Source organism: Carboxylicivirga agarovorans, from assembly GCF_050589845.1.
GTDB lineage: Bacteria > Bacteroidota > Bacteroidia > Bacteroidales > Marinilabiliaceae > Carboxylicivirga > Carboxylicivirga agarovorans.
Map to the genome: position 1 here is coordinate 261,190 of NZ_JBNGPA010000005.1, position 25,252 is coordinate 286,441.

Genomic DNA, 25,252 nt, shown 5'->3' on the forward strand with positions numbered 1-25,252 from the left:
GGAACTCTTTGATACAAATATATGAAAGTTATCATTAAGTTCAAAAGCCCAACTTCAAATCAGGCATATGCCATAGCTGCGCTTCACTTATTCATAAGGACGCTTTAAAATCTCAGAATAAATAACAGCTTGTCGTAAATCAATCTGCTCTTTATCAAACTCAAAACCTTCCGACTCCTCATCAATAGAAACTAATTTCACAGGCTCTTCCTTTGCGTGTTCGGTCTTTTTAAGCACCTCTTTTTTTTGCATATGCAAAGGCATCTCTTTTTTTACCACTTTGGGCTCCTGTACGACAGGCTGTGGCTTTGGCTTTGGATTCTGAAAAAGCTCCCTTAACTCTTCAAAAACATCCTCTTCACCCATCGACTCTGTTTCAGGTCGCATTGGTTCATCAGGTGCCTGCATTGGTCGTTTAGACTGCTTCTGCTTTTTATAAGCACTAAAGATAAGAGCGGCCAGCATGGCCAGTATATATAAAATATTACCTATATCGTCCATTTCCAATCAATTTGATTATTGCACCAAATTACCAATTTTTAAACGAAGAATCACACTTATGATCAAACAATCATTATTTTCGTCCTTTTTAAATTTAGTAAAATAACCTGTTGACATTACATTCGCCCAAATATTAATAACAATAAAACGGCAAGTATTGCGTTAAATCGATAAAGAAATTATTCATGAAGAGACTGCTTATATTATTTATTCTTCCACTACTTACCATTCACTGTAGTAAAGATTCTGACATTATTCCCAACGTCAGGTTTATAGCCACCGTTGACATAGTGCCTCAGTATTCGGGTAAGAGCCTTTTCATTATAATGCCCGACGGAAGAAACCAGATTGTTGGTGTTAACGGAGTTGTAGTTTGGAATGGTGGTGGCGACACCTACTATGCCTTTGACAGAACCTGCACCCATTCTCATGATGGTGGCAAATTACACTTTGTTGAAATCATAGAAGATGGCAACCCAATTGTACGATGCCCTGAATGTGGTTCTGAATATTTAGTGGCAACTGAGTATGGCGATATTGTAAAAGGTCCTGCCGTTCACGCCCTGAAAGCATACCCCACTTCATACAACAATGGACAACTAACGATACGGAATTGATTTTTTGGCATAGCTTTTGCAATACAATTAGTACCTATCAGTAATTCAACATACTGTAGTTGAGCAAATTTATAATTGCTTGTTACGTTCCCCAACAATGCCTCGATATAATTGCGAGGCATTTTTTTATACCCTTACTAAAGGGTAATATTTTAGTACTTTAAACATGGGGGGCAGACCCGATGATCACCACGGAAGTTTTGCCAGATCAACATTCCCTCCGGTTAACACGATACCAGTCTTTTTATTTTTAAACAATGGCTTATTCTCTAACACCACAGCCAAAGGAACAGCTGATGAAGGTTCAACAATTATTTTCATGCGCTCCCATATCATCCGCATCGCCTCTGCTATACTTGCTTCACCAACTGTGATAATATCATCCACCTTGTCTCTGATAATTTCGAAGGTGAGTGAGCCAAGCGATGTACGCAATCCATCGGCAATTGTATCGGGATTAACCACGGGCTGAAAAATCCCACTTTTAAAAGACCTGTAGGCATCATCGGCATTAGCCGGTTCACCTGCTATAATTTTCACATCAGGAAACTGTTCTTTGATGTATGTGGCTGTTCCGCTTAACAAACCACCTCCTCCAACGGGAGTCATGACTATATCGAGGTCTTTATGCCGCTGCATCAGTTCCAAAGAGGCAGTGCCCTGCCCGCATATCACTTCCCACTGATTATACGGATGGACCATTGTAGCGCCTGTTTTTAGCACCACTTCTTCCAGGGTCTTTTCACGCGCTTCTAATGTCGCCTGACAAAATGTAATCTGTGCTCCATACCCAGCCACAGCCTTCTTTTTGATCTCAGGTGCATTTTCAGGCATTACAATATGCGCAGCAATACCATTTATTTTAGCTGCCAGGGCAAGTGCAGCTGCATGATTACCCGATGAATGTGTAGCAACACCATTCATTTTGGCAGCTTCACTCAGAGACAAAACCGCGTTAGTTGCTCCCCGGTACTTAAAGGCCCCCACCTTTTGCAGATTCTCACATTTAAAATAAAGTTCAGTATCACAAATGTCATTTATACTCTGACTGGTTAATACTGGTGTCTGATGCACCAGGCCCTTAATCCGTTCGTAGGCATTTATGATATCAGATGATGCAGGACATTTCATGTATAATTACTTCTTAAGTTCGCTTAAAAATTTATCTACAATTGGCCTGGCCCTATGGGCATCCTTGCTAAAAACAAACAGATCAACCGAAGAAGGTGTTCCGGCAACAAATCCGGCTGACACACCTGATTCAAAATCATTTTTAATCATGGATTCTATACCATTATCAGCCAGTATATTCTTAAGGTGTGAAACAGTTAATTCTGTATCTGAATAAATATTGATCAGGTCTTCCATTATAAACTGATTTAAGTTAAACATGTAAATATAGGTTCCCAATAAAGGTATCATAAATAGAGAAGTTTACAAAAGTCATATGAATGCAGTTGAACAAGCGATGATCTTATACATTAAAGGTCCATTAACAACTATTAACCCTAAATAATAAGCATTTAAGTGATTACGGTCAAAAACGGCACATATTTTGAAATTCTATACCCTGAATTTAATTGAACGCCTATGACACGGGTAGAAAAAACAGCATATTATCTGACGCTTATTTGCGGATTGACCACAATAGCTATTTTATCGATCATTATTATACTATCGATATAAGACGGGAAAAAATATTCTCCCTAAAAGGGCCAATGAGAAAGGTCACAAAACACGGAATCTATTTACCATACATTTTGCGACCTATGACAATTCTTGCGCTCATTGCCTGAAGCTAAGATGACAGACAACCACATAATAATAAACTATAGCGCCTTAACCGGCACACAGATATCCACTACAAATTTCCCATCCCGGGGTTCTTGCGTATACATCTCAAAACAAGGTTTGTCATCAGGCTGATAGCCACTCTCAGGAAACCAACTGGCATATACCCAGTTCCAGGCTTCGGCAAACTGATGCGGCTCCACTTCAAACCTGGCTACCACATATTGTCCGCCCTGCACCAGCATTTTACCAACTTCACCATCAACACCCGTATCTTCAGGCACTGTAATACCTATGCTGGTCCTTAACTTCATATCATCCGTAATATTCGGATCATCATGATAGACAGCTATGGATGCCAGGTTTTCTTGTGCCATTAACCCGCGAGGACCTGCCCAGGTCATAATCTTCTGCCATAAACCTCTGAACAATTCTTCATTGCCTTTGTAAGGACCAATGTGACGAACATAAGCTACCGTCATGTCAGGTAACTCTTTAATTTCAATTCCTTTGTTAAGTTTCATACTCGTATTCCATTTAAGTGTTTTAGTATAGGAACAAAAGTAGATGCTTAACTCCTCCTTCACTTTCTCCGGATTGCTATCAACTTGACTTAAATTGCTTTTTTGCCTCATGTGCTTTAACCAAACTGTTGGCGCCTGTCCAAAATGCTGTTTAAAGTTTCTCGAAAAAATTGATATATCAGTAAATCCACATTGATGTGCCACATCATTGACACTAATATTGCGATTCATAACCAGTGTAGTTGCAGCTCGTTGCAGACGTAAGCGTGTTATAAACTGAAAGGGCGTTTCATTCATCAGGCCAATAAAAATGCGATGAAAATGGTATTTGGAGAAACTGGCAGCCAATGCCAACTCATCCAGTGTAAATTGCTTATCCAGATTTGCCTCGATGTAATCGAGTGTTTTATTGATGCGTGCTTTATATTCTCGGCTGGTTTTATGGTTAGGGCTCATGGTGGTGTATTAAATTTGGTAATGCAAGATAATGAAAGTAGTATATACAAAAAATGGTCGCAACAAGCGACCATTTTATATCTATATCAATTCTCTTATTACTTCTTACTCTCTTCAATCTTTGCAATCAACTCATCGAACAAGAACTCCGTGTCAGTTGGTCCGCTCGAAGCTTCAGGGTGAAACTGTGTTGAAAAGAATGGCTTTGTTTTATGCTTAACACCTTCATTGGTGTTATCGTTTATATTGACGAAGAACGGCTCCCATTCATCACTCAGCGTCTCATTATCAAGGGCAAAACCGTGGTTTTGACTGGTGATATAACAAGTATCTGTTCCTACTTTAATAACCGGGTGATTGTGTGCCCTGTGACCATACTTCAATTTGTAAGTGGAAGCACCTGATGCAATTCCTAGTAGCTGGTTACCCAAACAGATTCCGAAAATAGGCTTACCGACCTCAATGGCCTTTTTTATATGCCCGATCGTTACTTCACACATTTGCGGGTCACCAGGACCATTTGACAACATAATGCCATCATAATCCTCTTGTGTAAAGTCATAATCCCATGGGACACGAACAACTGTTGTGTCGCGCTTTAACAGGCAACGTAGTATATTATTTTTAGCCCCTGTATCAACAAGCACTACCTTGTGTTTACCATTCCCGTATACTTTCTTCTCTTTAACACTAACCTTGGCCACAAGGTTTTCTTTGTTAGGATCAACAAAATCGATCTCTTCACCTTCAATTTCGATCTTACCTAACATGGAACCCTTTTCACGCAAAATCATTGTTAAGGCACGAGTATCAATTCCGAAAATTCCCGGCACCTTATTCTGGATTAACCATTCACGCAAACTATTCTCAGCATTCCAGTGACTGTACTCGAATGAATAATCTGAAATAATCAATCCGGAAATGTGAATACGATCTGACTCATGGAATTTAGGAATACCGTTTTCAGTATCATTTTTTGGCACACCATAGTTGCCAATCAGCGGGTAGGTAGAAACAAGGATTTGCCCTTCATACGACGGGTCGGTCAAACTCTCAGGATATCCGGTCATGGCAGTATTAAAAACAACTTCTCCAGCCACTGACTTATGGTATCCAAATGATTTTCCTTCGAAGACAGTTCCGTCTTCCAACACTAACTTAATCTTTTGTACTTCAGGCATACCTTCTAATACTTTTACAATAAATTCTACACAAAAAATGCATCTATTCGAGCTTTAGAATAAATGCATGCACAAGGCTTCCCTTATGCGGCACAAATGTAATAATTATTTATGTGATGAGCGAATTTTTAAGCTTTGTTTGCATATTTATTGTATTTATTTAACCCTAACTGCATATGTATGCATGTTTTCTCCTTAGACGACTCATTTCAAACACAAAAAAGCTTAACTGGTTTTGTTATCATGGACTTTAAGCAGTTCGCGTCATTAAAGCATGCAGTTTCATGATGCAGATAAGCACCATTTTCACCCATGCTTACCTAAATACTCTTCCTGTAAAACTGATTTCTCATGCGCCCTTCATAGCTGATTACGACATGCAAACCCAACAGTCTTTATTGAACATATTTCATACATTTCTCGCTGAAAATGCACATTTTTTTCTTCGGAAACGCTTATGACCTTCTTCGGGACTTCTTCGGGACAACTTCGGATCAACCTCGCTCCCGGCGAGGTTGATCCGAAGCAGGTCCCTGGAAGGCCCGTAAACAGTACGATTCAGCCAGTTCGCCAAAAAGTCACTTTTTACCAGTTATATTATATTTTTTGTTTGATTTAAATTGATCTGTATTACTTGAAAAATGACAAAAAAAAGAGGGACCATGCAAATCTCCCCCATGCAACGGTCCCTCATACCCAATCAACAAAAATTCTTGAATATCTATCTATTGTCTAATTCAATATAATCTGTTCTTTCAGAAACATTTTTATAAGCTGGTCGAATGATTCGTCGGCTCGAGAAAGTAACTTCCTCAATACGATGCGCACACCATCCTGCAATACGCGATACGGCAAATATAGGTGTATAAATCTCCTTCGGTATCTCAAGGCAATCGTAAACAAAGCCACTGTAAAAATCAACATTGGCACAGATCACCTTGGCATTAGCACCTTTAAAGTCGTAAAATACCTGCGGTGCCAAACGCTCAATTGCAGCATATAAATGAAACTCATCAACACGACCTTTCTCAATGGCCAGGGCTTCCGCTTTTTCTTTTAACAATACGGCCCTTGGATCGGAGTTGGTATAAATAGCATGGCCTATTCCATAGATTTTACCAGTATTGTCGAATGCTTCTTTATTCAATATTTTAAGCAAATAAGCTTTAATCTCTTTTTCATTGCGCCAGTCCCTCACATTGGCTTTGATGTTTTCCATCATATCCATCACTTTCAGGTTAGCTCCGCCATGAAGCCCTCCTTTTAGTGATCCCAAAGCCGCGGCAATAGCTGAGTATGTATCTGTTTGCGCCGAACTAACCACACGGGTTGTAAAAGATGAATTATTACCACCACCGTGCTCAGCATGTATTACAAGCGATAAATCCAGCAAATCAGCTTCAAGCTTTGTGTAGTTATTACCCTTAAGCATATACAAAAAGTTTTCGGCAGTGCTCAAGTGAGGCTGTGGGTGGCGAATGACCAATGATTTTTTCTGATAAGAGTGGCGCATACCGAAATAGGAATATGCAACAATTACCGGAAATTTAGCTATCAGGCTAATGGATTGCTGAATCAGGTTTTCCGGTGTCAGATCTTCAGCTTTTTCATCAGCAGTATACAGACCAAGCACTGAACGGGCCAGCATATTCATGATATCCCTTCCACGAAGAGATAAGATCATATTTTTGGAAAAGAATGGAGGCAAATGACGCTCCAGCTCCAATTCGGCTGTAAAAGCATTTAATTCTTCAACACTCGGTAACTGACCTGAAAGCAACAGGTAAGCAGTTTCTTCAAAACCATGACGTCCGGCCGATTGAAAACCTTTTGCCAGCTCTTTCAGCTCTACTCCACGATAAAATAGCTTACCCTCCTTCGGTATTAGCTTACCGTCGATTTTATCATAACCTTCAACATCACCAATGGTGGTTAAGCCCACCAAAACACCTGAGAAATCGGCATTACGCAATCCCCTCTTAACACTGAATTTATCAAACAATGACTTTTCAATATCACTCGATGCAACAGCATCTTTCGCCAATTTCTCAAATATTGCCATACGTTATTTTATTTTATAAGGCCCTGAATGGCTTTCTCAACCTCATCAAAACCAAATTCCTTTATTATTTTATTCTTCTTTTTTTCAATCCTTTCGTTACATAAATTTCCTATGGAACCTTCGTGAGTATGATTAACACGGCCATCGGTATCAAACTGTCCCGATTCAATGGCTAATCCAACCTGTTTGTAGGCATCCCTGAACGGCACACCATTCAAAACAAGTTTATTGACCTCTTCAACACTAAAAGCAAGCTTATACTTTTCATCTTGCATAATATCATGCTTGACCTCAATGTTTTCAATGGCGAAAGTGGCAATCTGCAAACAATCCAACAGTTCATCAAATGCTGGCATATAAAGTTCTTTTATCAGCTGTAAATCGCGGAAATAACCACTTGGTAAATTGGCAGTTATCATTCCAATAGATTCAGGCAAAGCCTGTAATCTGTTACAGTGAGCCCTAAGCAACTCGAACACGTCGGGGTTCTTTTTATGCGGCATTATGCTTGAACCGGTTGTCAGTTCATCGGGTAACTTTATAAAACCGAAGTTCTGACTGGTAAATAAGCAGCCATCCACTGCCAACTTGCCTACTGTTTGAGCAACAGAAGACATGGCATAAGCAACTGTTCGTTCCATTTTTCCCCTTGCCATTTGAGCATAACCGACATTGTAGTTTAAATCCTCAAAGCCCAGTAACTGGGTTGTCATTGAACGGTTCAATGGAAATGATGAGCCATAACCCGCTGCAGTTCCCAAAGGATTTTGATTGGCCGTACGCCAGGCTGCCTGTAACAATAACAGGTCATCAGCCAGACTCTCGGCAAATGCTCCAAACCACACCCCAAATGATGATGGCATAGCAACCTGCAAGTGCGTATATCCGGGTATCAGCACTTCTTTGTGCTCTTCACTTTTTTGCTGCAAGACTGCAAACAGCTTATTCACCGCTTGCACAAGCTCCCTGATACGATGACGGGTGTATAGCTTCAAATCAAGCAAAACCTGATCATTCCGCGAACGTCCACTATGAACTTTCTTGCCCACATCACCCAGTTTACGGGTAAGCATCAGCTCAACCTGCGAGTGAACATCTTCAATACCGTCTTCGATTACAAACTCCCCTTCAGTTGCATATTTATGAAGTGCCTTTAACTCTTCCAGTAAAGCTTCCAGCTCTTCCTTCTGCAAAAGCCCCACGCTCTCAAGCATGGTAATATGCGCCATGGTTCCCAATATATCGAAAGGTGCCAGAAATACATCCAGCTCACGGTCGCGTCCCACCGTGAAATCCTCAATTCGTTTATCAACAGAAGTTCCTTTATCCCACAACTTCATAACTTAACTTTTTAATAGTTAGTAATTTCAATTACCAATCCAAAGAAGTTACTATTTGAAAGAAATAAAAACCCCCATCTTTCGAATTGGCAAATATATTCACTTTTTATTTATAATTATACATTTTTGACAATATTATATGACAATTGTCATTATTTTGAGCCTATATAAATAATGCGACTTCAAAAATCAATTATTATCAGAGCGTTAGTCCATCCAGTAAACCCAGGAAAATATCTACTCCTTCTTCAATTTCCGATAAATAAATATATTCATCCGGGGTATGTGAACGGGCCGAATCACCGCAGCCCATCTTAATGGTCGTAAAATCCATGACGGCCTGATCGGAGGTTGTAGGTGAACCATAGTAGGACAATCCGCGTTCAACACCTCGCTTCACCAATGGATGGTCCATAGGAATAAACGAACTATTCAAGCGAAAAGAGCGTGGCTTGACATCACAATCAACATGCTGCTCTATAATTTGATGACACGCTTCATTGCTATAGTTTTCATTGAGACGCACATCAACAACAAAACGACATGAATCGGGAACGACGTTGTGCTGACTTCCCGCCTCTATTTGAGTCACCGTCATTTTTACAGCCCCCAGGTGAGGCGACACCTTATCGAACTGGTAGGATTGAAACCATTCAATATCTTTCATCGCCTTATACAAAGCATTGTCACCTTCATCACGAGCGGCATGACCGGTTTTACCATGCGCCTCACAATCGAGCACCATCAGTCCTTTTTCAGCTACGGCCATTTGCATTTGTGTTGGTTCTCCAACAATGCCCAGGTCAATTTTACCCAATTCAGGCAAAATAGAAATTACTCCATTGGCTCCCGAATTTTCTTCTTCGGCAGTGGCAGCAAATACCAGGTTATAATCCAGTTCTTTATCCTTTAAGCACAAAAACGTTGCCATTAGCGACACCAGTGGGCCACCTGCATCATTACTACCAAGACCTGTTAATTTATCGCCCTCAAGAGTGGCACCAAAAGGATCGTAGGTCCATTTAGAAGAAGGCCTAACCGTATCCAGATGTGAGTTCAGTAAAATCGTTGGTCTGTTCTCATCCTTCTCTCCGGCCCAGCACCATAGATTATTTCCTTTACGATTCACATTCAGGCCATTCTCCTTCAAATATCCGCCCATTACATTGGCCACGTCATCCTCTTCACCACTAAAGGACTGTATTGTTATTAACTGCTTCAGTAATTCTTTGGCTTCAGCAGTATATTTTGCTTGCTTCTCTGTCATAAATCAATCGATTGTCAGTAGGGTACCTGATGAAAAACCGTTTTTAAGCCCTTCTGTATTTGTAATATAAACCTCTGAAACCCCTTGTTTCAGAGCGGCAAATCCATTATCCAGCTTAGGGATCATTCCATCGGAAATAACTCCTGATTCCTTGTGTTCCGAAAAAAGATCACTGGTCAGATTCGCAATGACCGAATCATCATTATCAGGATTCTCCAACACTCCTTTTTTCTCGAAACAATAGACCAGTGACACCCTGAAAGTGGAGGCAAAAGACCTGGCCAGTTCGGCAGCCATTGTATCAGCATTGGTATTCAACATCTGACCTCTGCCATCATGAGTAAGCGGTGCCACCACAGGTATAACCCCATTTTTTACCAACTCCTCCAATTGCTCAGTGTTAACGGATGTAACATCGCCTGCATACCCGTAATCAACCTCCTTAACAGGACGTTTCACTGCACGAACACAATCCAGATCGGCACCGGTCAGTCCAATCGCCTGTTTATTCAAAGCCTGCAATTGAGCTACTATATTTTTATTGACCAAACCGCCATAAACCATCACCACCACATCAAGCATCTCATGATCAGTTATACGACGGCCATCCACCATTTTTGTCTCTACGCCCAACTTCTCAGCCATTGCCGTAGCTGAACGACCTCCTCCGTGAACCAGTATTTTTTGACCTGCTATACTGGCAAAATCCTTTATAAAGGCTTTTAACGATTCTTCTTCTTCAACAACCTTGCCACCCACTTTAACTATGGTTAGTCTATCGTGCATAATCGTAGTATTTATTAATAACTAAGCGGGACGAACTTGCCCCTTTCCTTTTATGATCCATTTATAAGATGTCAGCTCACGCAAACCCATTGGGCCACGGGCATGGAGCTTTTGAGTACTGATACCGATCTCAGCTCCCAGACCAAACTGGGCACCATCAGTAAATGCAGTGCTGGTATTGACATAAACAGCAGCGGCATCCACCTCGTTCACATATCGTTCAATTACATGAGCATCTTCAGCTATTATGGCCTCACTATGTTTTGAACTATACCGGTAGATATGATCCAGGGCAGCATCAAGATTATCAACCGTTTTAACACTAAGCTTCAGTGACAGGAACTCGGTTCCAAAATCAGCTTTTGTGGCTTTATGAAGTAATTGATCCGGGTAATGACCTTTAAGCTGCTTATGCGCCCTTTCATCTGCAAAGATCTCAACCTGACGTTCAGCCATTTGGTGTACCAGCCCTGGCAATTCATTCAGGCGTTTTTGATGTAATACCAGACAATCGAGTGCATTACATACGCTTACCCGACGTGTTTTTGCGTTACAGATCACTTGTTTACCCAGCTTAAGATCTCCCGACTCATCAAAATATGTATGAACAATACCTGCACCGGTTTCAATTACAGGCAACCTGGCATTATCACGCACCGAGTCAATTAAACCTTGTGAACCACGAGGTATAAGTACATCTACATAACCAACTGCATTCATCAACTCGTCAGTTGCTTTTCTGTCAGAAGGCAAGAGCTGAATAATATCCGGATCAAGCCCCCGCTTGTCAAGTACTTTTTTAATAATCTCAATCAAAACCTTATTGCTAAACTCTGCGTCTCTGCCACCCTTAAGCACACATGCATTACCAGAGCGTAAGCAAAGCGCAAACACATCAATGGTAACATTGGGGCGAGCTTCATATATCACTCCCACTACACCCAGAGCAACCCTTTTCTTTTCAAGAACAAGTTCATTGGGTAAAACCCGACTCTCCAGTACCTCCCCAACAGGACAGGGCAAAAGGGCTACACTTTCGGTATCCGATGCAATTGCATCAATCCGGTCTTTGGTCAGTTTCAGGCGATCATATTTAGGATTATCCTCCGCCATCCGTTCCAAATCCTTATGATTGGCAGCCACAATTACATCAGCAGCTAAGCGTAGTTCTTGTGCCAATGATTGAAGAACCAATGCCGATTCATCTGCTCCAATGCGTGTCATGCATCGCGATGCTTTCTTTACATTATCAAAATACGTTTGGTACATATTCTATGGATTAGCTTGATTAACTTATAAACTCGGGAAAAACATAGAGGTAATCGTAATGGATCAAAGGTTTGTATTTTTTATCATGCTGATGTTTTATAGCTTTCACATAACTGTATGAAACCTTTCCTATACCAACTGCCTGCCCTTCTTCATTGCGGATCTTGATTAAATCGCCTTTTTCAAAATTCTCAGAAAACCGCACAACCCCGGCAAGCAAGAGACTGCTTGCCCTACTGGAACATAGGGCATTAAAGGCGCCTTTATTAATGACGACCTCAGACTTAACAAAACCTTCTGAAAAGGCGATCCATTGCTTCACTGCCGGATAGCCTTCTCCCGCTTTAAAATGTGTATGAATAACACCCTTACTATTTGTCATCAGCTCACTGATGATACCATCTTTTGTACCATTGGCAATGTGTACATTAATACCGGACATGGCCGACTTTTGTGCCACCCGGCATTTAGTGAGCATACCACCTCGTCCAAAATCAGACTTCGCAGTTGTAATAAACTGCTCAAGGTTCTTTTCTTCTGCGCTGATCTCCGGAATAACGCGTGCATCAGCATCATTGGGATGTCCATTATAGATACCATCAACATTAGAAAGAATCAATAAACCCCGGCAGGCCATCATAGAAGCCATCATACCACTCAGCTCATCGTTATCGGTAAACATAAGTGCGGTAACCGATACAGCATCGTTTTCATTGACAATAGGCAATACTCCATTCTCCCACAGCGCATTCACGCAATTCTTCATATTCAGGTAATGCTCACGTGTACTAAAATCCTGTTTGGTTACCAAGACCTGGGCTATCTGAATATTATGCAGATCAAATAGCTGGGCATAAAGATTCATCAACTTAACCTGCCCCACCGATGAGAGCAACTGACGCTGCGAAACACGATCTGTTTTTTTATCCGGCACAACAAGTCCGCGAGCTGAAGCCACTGCCCCTGAAGATACAAGAACCACCTTCTTCCCTTCTTTGTGCAAACGCGCTATTTGAATAACCAATTCATTGATGCGACTTTTATTTAAGCCACCACTGGAATTAGCCAGCACATTGGAGCCAATTTTTATACATACCTTGTCATACATAGGCCCTTACTTACCATTCTCAATCTTATTAAACGAAGTAAGCAGACCTTTAATAAGTGACGAACTAAAGCCCTGATGTTCCATTTCATTGAGGCCGGAAATGGTAACACCACGTGGTGTTGTCACCTTGTCAATTTCATCCTCGGGGTGGGTGCCTTTCTGAATCAGCAGGTCAGCAGCACCTTTAATGGTTTGAGCAGAGATCTGAAGGGCCAGTTTCGACCCAAAACCTATTTCTATCCCACCTTGTGTAGCAGCTCGAATAAAACGCATGGCATAGGCAATGCCACAGGCTGCCAAAACAGTAGAAGCTGCCATTAATTCTTCAGGAATAATAATCGCCTCACCCATTTGCGAAAACAACTCGAGCACTTTACCCTCCTGCTCCTCTGAAGCATTAAAGGCAGAAACACAAGTCATTGACTCCCCAATTTCAATCGCTGTATTGGGCATCGCTCTGAAAATCGGCAGTTGAATAGGGCAATAGGACTGTATTTGTTCAGAAGAGATACCTGTTGCTAAAGAAATCAGAATTGTATCTTCTGACAATTCCGGTGCAATTTCTTTCACAACGGCTTCGAGCTGATATGGCTTTACTCCAAGTAAAACAATATCAGCACCTTGTGTTGCCGCACAATTATCTTTAGTGACAACAACACCTCTTTCCTTAAATTCAGCCAATAAAGACGTTCGTCTTCTGGTTATTGCAATTTGCGAAGCTTGCAAGAGGTTATTTGATAATAACCCTTTTGCTATGGCGGTACCCAAGTTACCGCCACCGATAATAGCTACTTTATCAACTTTCATGCTGTCAATTTTTGAGTTGCTCTTGTATCAACTTATAAGAGAAACAAAGTTTGAACTTATAAACTTACACAAAAACAGTCAAAATTCCCGCAGAAAGCTTATTTTGTGCCGCTGTCCGGAATTTCTACTTCCACATGCCCCCAGTTTTCCCCCGACTTTATTCGGTACAATTGCATTTCACTAATTCCAAATTCTCTGGCTATCAGTTTCAATCTGGTTTTGCGATTAGGATCATTGATCTTCATCTTCAATCGCATCACCTGGGTAGCAGTGAGTTTATGTCCCTGTTGAGTTTTGCGTCCTTTTTGTTTCTCCCTGGCCTCAAGTACAGATGGATTCTTTTGCTGATGCTCAAACATCTGCTCCTTATTGGACCACTGAAGATTTTCAATAAAATTGTTTGATTTGTTGTAATCAAGATGGATTACATACTCCTGGTCGGGTGAAGTTTTTGGAAGAAACAACTCTGCCACCAACTTGTGAACATAGAAGGTTTTTGATTTTCCAAATGGTCTCAACGGCAAGGTCGGATACCCTCTTAACTTGCCACCTCTGATATAATCTCCTTCTTCAATCGTTTCGGTAAAACTGATTATTCTACCATAGCTCGAAATAGCGTATCTCTTTTTTAAAGCGCCCTTTTCAAACTCTAATTCTTTCCATTCTTCGTTCCAGTACGATCTTACCATTTTAGCTACATATTATCCACTGTCAACAGAAGCCTCAAGACTATCAATAAAATAATCTATATGGCTCTCATTGAGAGTCATTGGAGGCAATAACCTCATTGTACATGTGCCGGAAACGCCGGTAAAAATATAATTTTTTAGCAATAACTCCTTCCTTATTAATGCAATATTTTCATTTTTTTCGATCGCCAGCATCAGACCAACACCACGAAGCTCTTTAATACCGGGCATTACAGAAAGTTTGTCAAAAAGGTATTTTCCACTTTTATTAACGTTCTCCAGTAACTTTTCTTCTTGCATTATTTCCAAAACAGCCAAACCAGCAGCACATGCAAGGTAGTTTCCTCCAAATGTTGTTCCCAACATCCCTTTAGCAGCCTTAATCTCAGGCGAGATCAATACTCCTCCTATTGGAAATCCATTACCCATTCCCTTTGCCATGGTGACAATATCAGGCTGAATATCTGAATACTGAAAAGCAAAGAACTTACCACTACGCCCATAACCCGACTGTATTTCATCAAGAATTAACAGCGTATTGTATTTTTTACAGACCGACTGAAGTTGTTTAAGAAAATCGGCAGACGGTATATGAATACCGCCAATTCCCTGTATTCCCTCAATAATAACTGCCGCGACCTCCTTTGTTGACAAGGCTTTATCAACAGCTTCCATATCCTGCCAGGGCACAATTTCAATATCGTGCGACGCATTAAAAGGCGCGACAATTTTCTGATTATCAGTGATCGCCACAGCACCTGACGTTCGTCCGTGGAAACCACGTTCAAACGCTACAATTTTACTTCTGCCGGTGTAAAATGAAGCTAGCTTCAACGCGTTTTCATTGGCCTCAGCACCTGAATTACACAAGAATAACTGGTACTCGTCCATTCCGCTCAACTGCCCCAGCTTATCGGCTAACTCTTGCTGCATAGGGTTTTGGACCGAATTACTGTAAAAGCCAATATTCTTTAACTGTGAACTGATCCGGTTGACATAATGAGGATGACTGTGTCCTACTGAAATAACAGCGTGACCTCCGTACAGATCAAGGTATTTATTACCCTCATCATCCCACACATAACAATCCTGCCCCCTGACCGGTGTTATATCAAATAGTGAATAAACATCGAATAAATTCATAGCAAATCAGTTGTTAGACCCCTTATAAATCGGGTAAGACAATAGGAAATACACCTAAAGCCTGTAGAATATTTTTAAAAGTACAAATGTGTTTTTGTTTAGGATGAAGTACCACGGACCAGAGTCCGTGGTACTCAAAGCAGTTGATCTTCATACAAAGAAGAATGAACACCTAAAATTTAAACCAAATAACCTGTGTAAATTAACGTTCTAAAATGCCACAGGCTTTAAGTGAAGACCCTCTGCTTCATCCAAACCAAATAAAAGATTCATATTGTGAACAGCCTGACCAGATGCTCCTTTGAGCAAATTATCAATCGCACTTACAATATGTAGTTTTGTTCCGTGTTTGTTAACACTCACCAATGCCTTGTTGGTATTAACGACCTGTTTAACATCCGGATTTTTGTCCACAACGAATGTAAACCGATGATTACTGTAATAATCGCTGAACAGTCCCTTCGCCTCTTGCTCAGACAGATCACTATCCAGGTAAACAGAAGCCAATATTCCACGAGGATAATTACCACGCATTGGCACAAAATTGATATCCTTACTAAAGCCAGGCTGCAACTGCAGCACAGACTCCCCGATTTCACCCAGGTGCTGATGCTCAAATGACTTATATACCGAGGCATTATTATTACGCCAGCTAAAATGCGTTGTTGACGTACATGCCTGTCCCGCTCCGGTTGAACCGGTTACCGCATGAATATGCACTTCATTGAGTCGCGTTGCACTGGCCAGCGGCAATAATGCCAATTGAATAGCCGTGGCAAAGCATCCCGGATTAGCAACCTTATCGCTCTGCTTAATGAGTTCATGGTTTAGTTCGGGCAAACCGTATATAAAACCGTCAGATGATTCCTTCAGGCGATAGTCATTACTAAGGTCAATTATCTTACCCTTATATGATGGCGGAATAGCTTCTACAAAGCTACGCGAACGCCCATGTCCCATGCATAAGAACAGTACATCAGCATTGTAATCAACATCAGAGCAAAAAACCAGTTCTGTTTCGCCAATCAGGTCGGTATGAATATCAGTTAAAGGCAAACCGGCCTGACTATTACTCTGAACAAAAGCGATGGTTGCCTTAGGATGATTCAATAGTATCCGGATCAACTCACCGGCTGTATAACCAGCCCCTCCTATGATTCCAACTTTAATCATCGCTATCCTTTAAGTCAAGTTGCCCTTTGTTAACCGCATTAAAAATCTTCATTGGTGTAGCCATAATGGTTGTAAAGCCCTCAACGTCACTGGCGGTCCAGGCCTTATTCATCTCACCGTACTCACCAAAAGCACTACTCATCAGGTCATGCTCAGAATCGATACCAACAACCTCGAAACGATACGGTTTTAATGTGATAATGACTTTACCTGTAACATTCGTCTGCGAACTCTCCAGGAACTTCTCAATATCACGCATCACCGGTTCCAGGTATTGCGACTCGTGCAAAAACATACCATACCAGTTGGCCAGCTGCTCTTTCCAATGCATTTGCCATTTGGTTAACACATGTTTCTCAAGAACACGGTGTGCATTAATTATCAACAAGGGTGCGGCAGCTTCAAAACCAACCCTGCCTTTAATTCCAATTATAGTATCACCCACATGCATATCACGACCAATAGCATAGGCAGCACCCACCTCCTCGATCTTCTGGATAGCCTTTATAGGGTCGTCATATACCTCATTATTGACGGTTGCCAATTCTCCTTTTACAAAACCCAATTCCAGGGTTTCTTCCCCATCTTTTTGCAACTGGCTTGGATAAGCATCATTGGGCAGGGTCTGGTCCGATGTCAGTGTTTCTTTACCACCAACACTGGTTCCCCACAAACCTTTATTGATCGAATACTCCATCTTGGTCCAGTCACGAACAACGCCTCTTTCTTTCAGGTAATTTATTTCCTCTTCACGCGATAATTTTAAATCACGTATTGGAGCAATCACCTGAATATCGGGTGCCAATACCTGGAACGTTAAGTCAAAACGGATCTGATCATTACCTGCCCCCGTGCTTCCGTGAGCTATATATTTAGCACCTATGGAACGTGCAAAATCAACAATAGCAAGAGCCTGAAAGATTCTTTCAGAGCTAACGGAAAGCGGATAAGTATTATTCTTCAGAACATTTCCATAAATCATGTAACGGATGCAGCGTCGGTAGTAGCGCCTGGTCACATCAAGTGTTGCGTGCTTTGCAACTCCCAACTCATAAGCTTTTGTTTCAATATCGTTTAGCTCATCATTGCTAAACCCACCAGTATTAGCTATAGCCGAGTAAATCTCCAGATTTTTCTCCTCAGCCAAATACTTCACACAAAATGAAGTATCTAATCCTCCACTGTACGCTAAAACTACCTTTTCCTTCATCGTTAATTATTTATCAAATGTCTATTACGCCATTATTCCTTTTAAAAGATCACCATCTGTTAGTAAGAGGTCTTACTTGTTAAAACAGAGCGGTAATACTCTTGAGGCCTCTGCCTATTTTACTGTCTGATCTTTTCACCGCATTCTTAATCCGCGAAAGCACTTTAACTGATTTTTTCTCCACCCCATTCTTGCGGGCCGGATCAAATAACATACCAGTACATAAGCAATGTTTTCTTTCGGTTCGAACTAAAATATCATAGTTAACACAGCTCTTACAGCCCTTCCAGAACTGCTCATCATCAGTTAATTCAGAGAATGTTACCGGTCGATAACCTAAATCTGAATTGATCTTCATAACAGCCAGACCTGTTGTTAAACCAAATATCTTTGCCTGCGGATATTTTTCACGTGACAACTCAAAAGCTTTTGTTTTAATGGCTTTCGCCAGGCCATGCCCCCTGAATTTATCAACTACTATCAAACCTGAGTTAGCCACAAATTTATCGTGTCCCCAGGTTTCGATGTAACAAAACCCGGCAAACTCTTCTCCCTGTAAAGCCATAATCGCCTTTCCTTCTTCAATCTTCTTTTGAAGATATTCAGGACTACGCTTAGCTATACCCGTACCACGCACCTTTGCTGCATCAGCAATGGTATTCAACACCACATCTACATAGTTAAGATGTTCTTCAGTCGCGACAAATATGTTAAACTTGCTCATTTCTTTAAGTTGCTTAGTGATTCAGGCAGAAATCAGAAGAAGTTCCCCTGCAGCCTTACCTGATCTATTTAAATAGCCAAACGTGACTTGAGCATTTTCAGAAGTTTGTTTTCGACACATTACACTTCTGCTCTATCCCTGATCAACTATAATTACAATGTCTTTTCTTTAAGACCTGGCATAAACAATGAAAGAGCATTGATGACATCCGATTTAGAAACTCCCTCGCGACTGATCAATAATATAGTATCGTCGCCAGCTATGGTTCCAAGAATTTCATATGGTCCGTGACTATCAATGACTGAGGCAATGCCATTGGCAAAACCCGGCCTTGTTTTCATAATAGCCAGATGACCCGAAAACTCAATCGATTCCACTCCGCTTACCGGAAACTCTTCATGTTTTGCAGGTTCTTCCTGTTTTTGTGCCGATTCAGGTACTACATACTTATAACCTGTTTCAGCATCGGGCACTTTTGCCACCTTAAGGTATTTTAAATCACGCGACAAGGTGGCCTGCGTAATTTTATAACCTTCTGCTTCAAGCAAGACAACCAATTCTTCTTGTGAACTCACTTTTTTAGAACTGATGATTTGCTTGATCGCGATTAATCGTTGTGCTTTAATTTTCATTTGGTTCTTCTTCTTTGATGAATGTATATTTATACATCCACGATGCAAATTTATTCAATAATTATTAATTTCAAAGCTGTTTTTTGCAAAAAATATGTATTTTTGCACGACAATAATTTATAAAACGCATAAAACAGCAGTCAACGGGTGACTAATTCTGGTCTGTACATACGCTTATCTGACTACACTCTGCAAGGGGTCTCCCCACTGTTTTTCATTCATTTTCCTATCATCCGGATCATCCACTCGCACTTTAACAGGGCGGGCGTATCAGCATGCATAAAAATGAATGATTTTGTAGAAAAAACAGGTAACAAATGTCAGTTTGCATTAAAAAACTGCATAATTATAGACAAAAGATGTTAAAATTTGAGCTGTTTTGCACCTTATGAAGTTGTTTATTGTCTTAGATGTTTGGAACTTGCTTAGTGGTTTGGGCAAGTTTTATTGTGAGAAAAAGAAAACAATATAAATAAGAATAATATGAAGAAGAACGTCAAAAAGGTAGTGGTTCTGGGTTCAGGTGCACTGAAGATCGGTGAAGCAGGCGAGTTTGATTACTCTGGCTCACAAGCATTAAAAGCACTGAAAGAAGAAGGCATTGAAACGGTGTTAATCAATCCGAACATTGCCACAGTTCAAACATCAGAAGGTATTGCCGATAAGATATACTATCTGCCGGTAACGCCATACTTTGTTGAAGAGGTGTTTAAAAAAGAAAAACCAGAAGGTATTCTTTTGGCATTTGGTGGACAGACAGCGCTTAACTGTGGTACTGCATTATATCAGGCAGGTACTTTAGAGAAGTATAATGTTGAGGTACTAGGTACGCCAGTACAAGCCATCATCAACACGGAAGATCGTGAGATTTTTGCCAACCAGCTTCGAAAAATTGACGTTAAAACACCTGTCAGCATTGCGGTAACCTCTGTTGAAGAAGCCGTTGAAGCATCTAAAAAGATCGGCTTCCCGATTATTGTTCGCGCAGCTTACACGCTTGGAGGAATGGGTTCTGGTTTCTGTCACTCAACGGAAGAGTTGATTGAGCGTGCTGAAAACGCCTTCTCTTATTCGAACCAGATATTGGTTGAAGAATCGTTAAAAGGCTGGAAAGAGGTAGAGTATGAAGTAGTGCGCGATGCCTACAACAACTGTATCACTGTATGTAACATGGAAAACTTTGACCCGCTTGGTATCCATACCGGGGAGTCGATTGTAGTAGCTCCATCACAAACACTTTCCAATGCCGAGTACCATAAATTACGTGAACTGGCTATTAAAATCATCCGCGACATTGGTATTGTAGGTGAGTGTAATGTGCAGTATGCACTTGACCCATACTCAGAAGATTACCGTGTGATTGAGGTTAACGCCCGCCTGTCGCGTTCATCAGCGCTAGCATCAAAAGCAACCGGCTACCCATTGGCCTTTATTGCTGCCAAGCTTGGGTTAGGCTATAGCTTACACGAGTTGAAAAACTCGGTGACCAAGACAACAACGGCCTTCTTTGAGCCGGCATTGGATTACATCGTGTGTAAGATTCCTCGTTGGGATTTAGGGAAGTTCTCTGGCGTATCAAAAGAAATTGGCTCAAGCATGAAATCGGTTGGTGAGATTATGGCCATTGGTCGTAATTTTGAAGAAGCCATCCAGAAAGGTTTACGTATGGTTGGCCAGGGCATGCATGGCTTTGTTGGCAACCAGCCTTTTGCCAAAGATGTTAAGAAAGAATTGGAAGAGCCTACGGACCAGCGTGTATTTGCCATTGCCCAGGCCTTTGAGCAAGGAGCTTCGGTGGATGAAATCCATGAGATGACCCGCATCGACAAATGGTTCCTTGAGAAGCTAAAGAATATATCAGACCATGCCAACCTATTGGGCGAGTACAATGCTTTAGATAAATTACCGGAAGATGCATTGCTGGATGCCAAAAAAATGGGATTCTCTGATTTCCAGGTGGCACGTTTGGTGTTGAAATCGCAAAACATGGAAGAGGGCTTATTGAAAGTTCGCGACTTCCGTAAAGCCAATGGCATCACCCCTGTTGTGAAGCAAATTGATACCATGGCGGGTGAGTTCCCGGCGCAAATTAACTACCTGTACTTAACGTATAGCGGTGCCACACATGATATTGACTACGAAAAAGATGGCAAATCAGTAGTGGTATTAGGTTCGGGTGCCTATCGAATTGGTTCATCAGTGGAATTTGACTGGTGTAGTGTAAACGCACTGAATACCATTAACAAGCAGGAGAATCATCGCTCGGTGATGATTAATTACAACCCTGAAACAGTAAGTACCGACTACGACATGTGCGACCGTCTGTACTTTGATGAGTTAACTCAAGAGCGCGTATTAGATATTATTGACCTTGAAACACCTAAGGGTGTGATTGTGTCGGTGGGCGGTCAGATACCGAATAACCTGGCCATGAAGCTACATCGTCAGCAGGTGCCGATCTTAGGTACATCGCCGGAAGATATTGACCGTGCCGAGAACCGTCAGAAATTCTCAAGCCTCTTAGATGAGCTGGGCGTTGACCAGCCACGATGGAGCGAGCTGACATCCATCGAAGACATCTTCACCTTTGTTGATGAAGTAGGCTTCCCGGTATTGGTGCGTCCATCGTACGTATTATCAGGTGCTGCCATGAACGTGGTATCTAACAAAGACGAGCTGGAGCATTTCCTAACATTAGCAGCCAACGTATCGAAGGAATTTCCGGTTGTAGTATCGGAATTTATCGAGCAGGCTAAAGAGATTGAAGTGGATGCAGTGGCTAACAACGGCGAAGTGGTAGGTTATGCCATTAGTGAGCACGTGGAGTTTGCCGGTGTACACTCGGGTGATGCAACCATCGTATTCCCGCCACAGAAATTATATGTAGAAACCATCCGTCGTGTGAAGCGCATTGCACGTGAAATTGCAAAAGGCTTGAACATTACCGGTCCGTTTAACATGCAGTTACTGGCTAAAGACAACGATATTAAAGTGATTGAGTGTAACCTGCGTGCGTCACGTAGTTTCCCATTCGTATCGAAGGTATTGAAGGTAAACCTGATTGACCTGGCTACACGTGCCATGCTTGGCTTACCGGTTGAGAAACTGACCAAGAGCTCGTTCGAACTGGATTACGTGGGTATTAAAGCGCCTCAGTTCTCATTCGCCCGATTAGCCAAGGCCGACCCGGTATTGGGTGTTGACATGTCATCAACCGGTGAGGTTGGTTGTATTGGCGACAACTATTACGACGCCATCCTGCAATCGATGTTAGCTGTTGGTTACCGCATTCCTGAAAAGAACATTTTAATATCATCAGGTCCGGCACGTTCGAAACTGGAATTGCTACAAAGTGCCAAGATGCTGAAAGAACGTGGCTATAACTTATTTGCGACCGGTGGTACACACAAGTTCTTTGCTGAGAATGGTGTGGAAACAACCTTGCTTCACTGGCCAAGTGAAAACAAGTCGCCTAACACAGTTGATTACATCCGTGAGAAGAAGATTGACTTTGTGATTAACATTCCGAAAAACCTGAGCAAGGATGAGCTGAAGAATGGTTACTCGATCCGTCGCGATGCCATTGACTTTAACATTCCGTTGATTACCAACGCCCGCTTAGCAAGTGCCTTTATCTATTCGTTCTGCAAATGGGGACAGGATAAGATTAGCATTAAGCATTGGGATGAGTATAAGTAGGAATTAGTCAGAAGTTAACAGGCAGTAGTCAGAAGAGATTGACAGCCTGAATAGAGGTCATTAGATTATTAGGTCGATAGGCTACTAGATAGAGCCCTGCATCGTTGGATGTGGGGCTTTTCTTATATCAAACAAAATTGATAAACTTTGAATGCGAAACAACGCACAAAATGGCATATTTATGGCAGTAAAAAACGTGTTTGGCACTTACCCAACTGAACTTAATATGATTAAAGCCCCTGAAGGCTTTGTCGTTAAATTTAATGAGTTGGTGACTAAAATTGAAGCTGTACACCAGATACAGCAAGGCAATATCACGGGTGCCCGACAGCTAAAACTCAAAGAAGAAACCGAGATGATTGACGCTACGGTGAAGCTGGCTGCTACCATGTATGTATATGCACAGGTTAACGACATGCCTGACCTGCAAGACAGGTGTGCTGTGTCGCCCTCGCAACTGGAGCGCATGCCCGACGAAAAGGTAAGAATGACCAGCTTTAATGTGTATGATGATGCTGTGAAGCCGTGAGATGTATCAGGCAATTATGGCCAAACTGCAGAAGATGAACACAGCTAAAGGAAGATCGCATCCTAATACGCAACCAAAGAATAATCAATTAATCTTATATTTATTAACCCCTAAATCACCTAAGAATGAAACAGATTAAAAAAGAAACACTATTTGCTTTGCTAGCGACATTGCTAATATGTGTAGGGTGTGACAAAAACAATGACCCACCACCCGACAATGAATTAAACGGACGTACCACCGCCATTTTTAACCCCGATAAGAAATATGGTACCGTAACCGACATTGAAGGCAATGTGTACAAAACCATAGTAATTGGTAAGCAAACCTGGATGGCCGAGAACCTGCGTGTTACCCGTTTTCGCAATGGCGATGCCATACCCAATATTACCGATAACGACAAGTGGAGTATACAGGCAGTGGCGGCCTATTGCAATTATAATAACACCGAGGACCTGGACACCATAGCTACATACGGCCGCCTCTACAACTGGTATGCTGCAGCCGACAGCCGCAATATTGCACCCAAAGGCTGGCGCGTGGCAACACCCGACGACTGGAATATACTAATAGACTACCTGGGCGGCGAAACCATTGCCGGTGGCAAACTTAAAGAAGCCGGGAATGAACACTGGGAATCACCCAATGAAGCCGATAACAGCAGCGGCTTTACTGCTCAGCCAGGGGGATTTAGATTTAATGATGAAGATATAAAAGGCATCGCTTTGTATGGCTATTGGTGGAGCACTGGTCAAAATGGATCGTCAGCTGCACGCCTTCAATTGTTTTCCTGGAGCCAAGAAGTTTATAAAGAAATGAGAAGTATGAATACTGGATACTCCATACGTTGTATTAAAGAATGAATAATTTAAAACCTAACAAAATGAAAACCCTTATACAAATTTTAGTTATTTTATTTTTGACAAGTGCAAGTTGTTTAGCTCAGTCTTTTACTGTATCTGTTCCGTCAACATATGATTGTGGCGACTACATTGTCCCCTTAAAACCGGGAGCAACACATACTTTTGCAGTTGAGGTTAAAAACAGCAGTTCAAAATCGCAAACTGTTTCGGTTAGGAAATACGCTATGGGCAATGTTCAGGATTGGATGAGCTTTTCAACTGTGAGTATGATTATTTCGGCGGGGCAAACCGGCACATTTCAGTTTACTATTAAAGTACCAGCTGGTACATCTGAGAATGTTTATACGCTGCCTTTAAGATTTGATGCAAGAGATGACCAAAACAATGTGACACCTTTCGGTGGGAATGAGCAGTATATTATTGTTGACAGTTCAAAACCAAATACGCCAACCTTTTCGTACTACACTACAAGTAAAGCTGTTCATGTATACGATTGGAGTAGTTGGGATTATATGTCGAATACATATACCACAAACAATAATACTGCCGGCATAGGGGGCATTAAGCACTATGTACTTAACTTAGGCTCCCGCTTTTTAGTGTTCGAAAAGAAGTTTTATAAACGTATAGATCTATGCATCATGTAAATCAGCTCTCCTCCTTACAAAAAGCTACTCTTTATACGCATTATTGTTAAACACATATTTGACTAATGCAATTAGTTAATGCACTATGATTCAATAAATTAAACCGTCTTAATATTTCATATGTATAATTATATTTAGTATCTTTAGTGTATGATACACAAGGGATACGATAATTATTTCAAAGGCTTTTTATCTGATTATAGGCTTGAAAAAAGAGCAGAGGAAGTATTAAAT

Annotated in this window: 23 protein-coding genes; 5 read left to right on the forward strand and 18 right to left on the reverse strand. The window is 41.4% G+C overall.

Annotation, left to right across the window (positions count from 1 at the left end):
• Window positions 1-87: 87 nt before the first annotated feature.
• Window positions 88-501 carry a hypothetical protein gene (locus ACRD69_RS08355; RefSeq protein ID WP_430814614.1) on the reverse strand — a complete coding sequence of 138 codons (414 nt, stop codon included), beginning with the start codon at window positions 499-501 and terminating at the stop codon, window positions 88-90.
• 185 nt (window positions 502-686) lie between these two features.
• On the opposite strand from ACRD69_RS08355, the gene ACRD69_RS08360 reads away from it, so the two are divergent.
• On the forward strand, window positions 687-1,118 hold the full coding sequence (locus ACRD69_RS08360; protein WP_430814615.1) for a Rieske 2Fe-2S domain-containing protein: 432 nt from the start codon (window positions 687-689) through the stop codon (window positions 1,116-1,118).
• Between the two features lie 186 nt (window positions 1,119-1,304).
• Here ACRD69_RS08360 and ACRD69_RS08365 read toward each other — a convergent pair whose 3' ends face one another.
• From ACRD69_RS08365 to argR, 17 genes are all read right to left on the reverse strand, one after another.
• On the reverse strand, window positions 1,305-2,249 hold the full coding sequence (locus ACRD69_RS08365; protein ID WP_430814616.1) for a pyridoxal-phosphate dependent enzyme: 945 nt from the start codon (window positions 2,247-2,249) through the stop codon (window positions 1,305-1,307).
• 6 nt (window positions 2,250-2,255) lie between these two features.
• Window positions 2,256-2,540 (reverse strand): putative signal transducing protein, encoded by a 285-nt coding sequence (locus tag ACRD69_RS08370; protein ID WP_430814617.1) that lies wholly within the window; start codon window positions 2,538-2,540, stop codon window positions 2,256-2,258.
• A 407-nt stretch (window positions 2,541-2,947) separates the two neighbouring features.
• Window positions 2,948-3,889 carry an AraC family transcriptional regulator gene (locus tag ACRD69_RS08375; RefSeq protein ID WP_430814618.1) on the reverse strand — a complete coding sequence of 314 codons (942 nt, stop codon included), beginning with the start codon at window positions 3,887-3,889 and terminating at the stop codon, window positions 2,948-2,950.
• Between the two features lie 98 nt (window positions 3,890-3,987).
• The gene (gene carA, locus ACRD69_RS08380; protein ID WP_430814619.1) at window positions 3,988-5,070 is read right to left on the reverse strand and encodes a glutamine-hydrolyzing carbamoyl-phosphate synthase small subunit; all 1,083 of its coding nucleotides are present in this window, start codon (window positions 5,068-5,070) and stop codon (window positions 3,988-3,990) included.
• A gap of 721 nt (window positions 5,071-5,791) precedes the next feature.
• Window positions 5,792-7,132: a citrate/2-methylcitrate synthase gene (locus tag ACRD69_RS08385; protein WP_430814620.1), complete on the reverse strand. Its 1,341-nt coding sequence runs from the start codon at window positions 7,130-7,132 to the stop codon at window positions 5,792-5,794.
• 8 nt (window positions 7,133-7,140) lie between these two features.
• Complete coding sequence (gene argH, locus ACRD69_RS08390) at window positions 7,141-8,472, reverse strand: argininosuccinate lyase (RefSeq protein WP_430814621.1); 1,332 nt, start codon at window positions 8,470-8,472, stop codon at window positions 7,141-7,143.
• Between the two features lie 199 nt (window positions 8,473-8,671).
• Window positions 8,672-9,739, reverse strand: a complete 1,068-nt coding sequence (locus tag ACRD69_RS08395) for a M20 family metallo-hydrolase (protein ID WP_430814622.1) — start codon at window positions 9,737-9,739, stop codon at window positions 8,672-8,674.
• Window positions 9,740-9,742: 3 nt separating this feature from the next.
• Window positions 9,743-10,525, reverse strand: a complete 783-nt coding sequence (gene argB, locus ACRD69_RS08400) for an acetylglutamate kinase (protein ID WP_430814623.1) — start codon at window positions 10,523-10,525, stop codon at window positions 9,743-9,745.
• Window positions 10,526-10,546: 21 nt separating this feature from the next.
• Complete coding sequence (locus ACRD69_RS08405) at window positions 10,547-11,794, reverse strand: glutamate-5-semialdehyde dehydrogenase (protein WP_430814624.1); 1,248 nt, start codon at window positions 11,792-11,794, stop codon at window positions 10,547-10,549.
• A 19-nt stretch (window positions 11,795-11,813) separates the two neighbouring features.
• Window positions 11,814-12,902, reverse strand: a complete 1,089-nt coding sequence (gene proB, locus ACRD69_RS08410; protein ID WP_430814625.1) for a glutamate 5-kinase — start codon at window positions 12,900-12,902, stop codon at window positions 11,814-11,816.
• A 6-nt stretch (window positions 12,903-12,908) separates the two neighbouring features.
• Window positions 12,909-13,709 (reverse strand): pyrroline-5-carboxylate reductase, encoded by an 801-nt coding sequence (gene proC / locus ACRD69_RS08415; RefSeq protein ID WP_430814626.1) that lies wholly within the window; start codon window positions 13,707-13,709, stop codon window positions 12,909-12,911.
• Between the two features lie 98 nt (window positions 13,710-13,807).
• Window positions 13,808-14,398, reverse strand: a complete 591-nt coding sequence (locus tag ACRD69_RS08420; protein WP_430814627.1) for an HNH endonuclease — start codon at window positions 14,396-14,398, stop codon at window positions 13,808-13,810.
• A gap of 12 nt (window positions 14,399-14,410) precedes the next feature.
• On the reverse strand, window positions 14,411-15,541 hold the full coding sequence (locus ACRD69_RS08425; protein ID WP_430814628.1) for an aspartate aminotransferase family protein: 1,131 nt from the start codon (window positions 15,539-15,541) through the stop codon (window positions 14,411-14,413).
• Window positions 15,542-15,751: 210 nt separating this feature from the next.
• Window positions 15,752-16,714, reverse strand: coding sequence for an N-acetyl-gamma-glutamyl-phosphate reductase (gene argC / locus ACRD69_RS08430; RefSeq protein ID WP_430814629.1), 963 nt, complete (start codon window positions 16,712-16,714; stop codon window positions 15,752-15,754).
• Complete coding sequence (locus ACRD69_RS08435) at window positions 16,707-17,924, reverse strand: argininosuccinate synthase (protein ID WP_430814630.1); 1,218 nt, start codon at window positions 17,922-17,924, stop codon at window positions 16,707-16,709. The genes argC and ACRD69_RS08435 overlap by 8 nt, the downstream gene beginning before the upstream one ends.
• Window positions 17,925-18,003: 79 nt before the next feature.
• A complete protein-coding gene (locus ACRD69_RS08440) occupies window positions 18,004-18,648 on the reverse strand; it encodes a GNAT family N-acetyltransferase (protein WP_430814631.1) in 645 nt (214 codons plus the stop codon).
• 152 nt (window positions 18,649-18,800) lie between these two features.
• The gene (gene argR / locus ACRD69_RS08445; protein WP_430814632.1) at window positions 18,801-19,280 is read right to left on the reverse strand and encodes an arginine repressor; all 480 of its coding nucleotides are present in this window, start codon (window positions 19,278-19,280) and stop codon (window positions 18,801-18,803) included.
• Between the two features lie 483 nt (window positions 19,281-19,763).
• On the opposite strand from argR, the gene carB reads away from it, so the two are divergent.
• The 4 genes from carB to ACRD69_RS08465 all read left to right on the forward strand — a co-directional run bounded on the left by carB (window position 19,764) and on the right by ACRD69_RS08465 (window position 25,018).
• The gene (gene carB / locus ACRD69_RS08450) at window positions 19,764-22,979 is read left to right on the forward strand and encodes a carbamoyl-phosphate synthase (glutamine-hydrolyzing) large subunit (protein ID WP_430814633.1); all 3,216 of its coding nucleotides are present in this window, start codon (window positions 19,764-19,766) and stop codon (window positions 22,977-22,979) included.
• A 181-nt stretch (window positions 22,980-23,160) separates the two neighbouring features.
• Entirely contained in the window at window positions 23,161-23,508 is a 348-nt protein-coding gene (locus ACRD69_RS08455) for a hypothetical protein (protein ID WP_430814634.1), read from the forward strand.
• 125 nt (window positions 23,509-23,633) lie between these two features.
• A complete protein-coding gene (locus ACRD69_RS08460) occupies window positions 23,634-24,371 on the forward strand; it encodes a fibrobacter succinogenes major paralogous domain-containing protein (protein WP_430814635.1) in 738 nt (245 codons plus the stop codon).
• 20 nt (window positions 24,372-24,391) lie between these two features.
• Entirely contained in the window at window positions 24,392-25,018 is a 627-nt protein-coding gene (locus tag ACRD69_RS08465; RefSeq protein WP_430814636.1) for a COG1470 family protein, read from the forward strand.
• The last annotated feature ends 234 nt before the right edge of the window (window positions 25,019-25,252 follow it).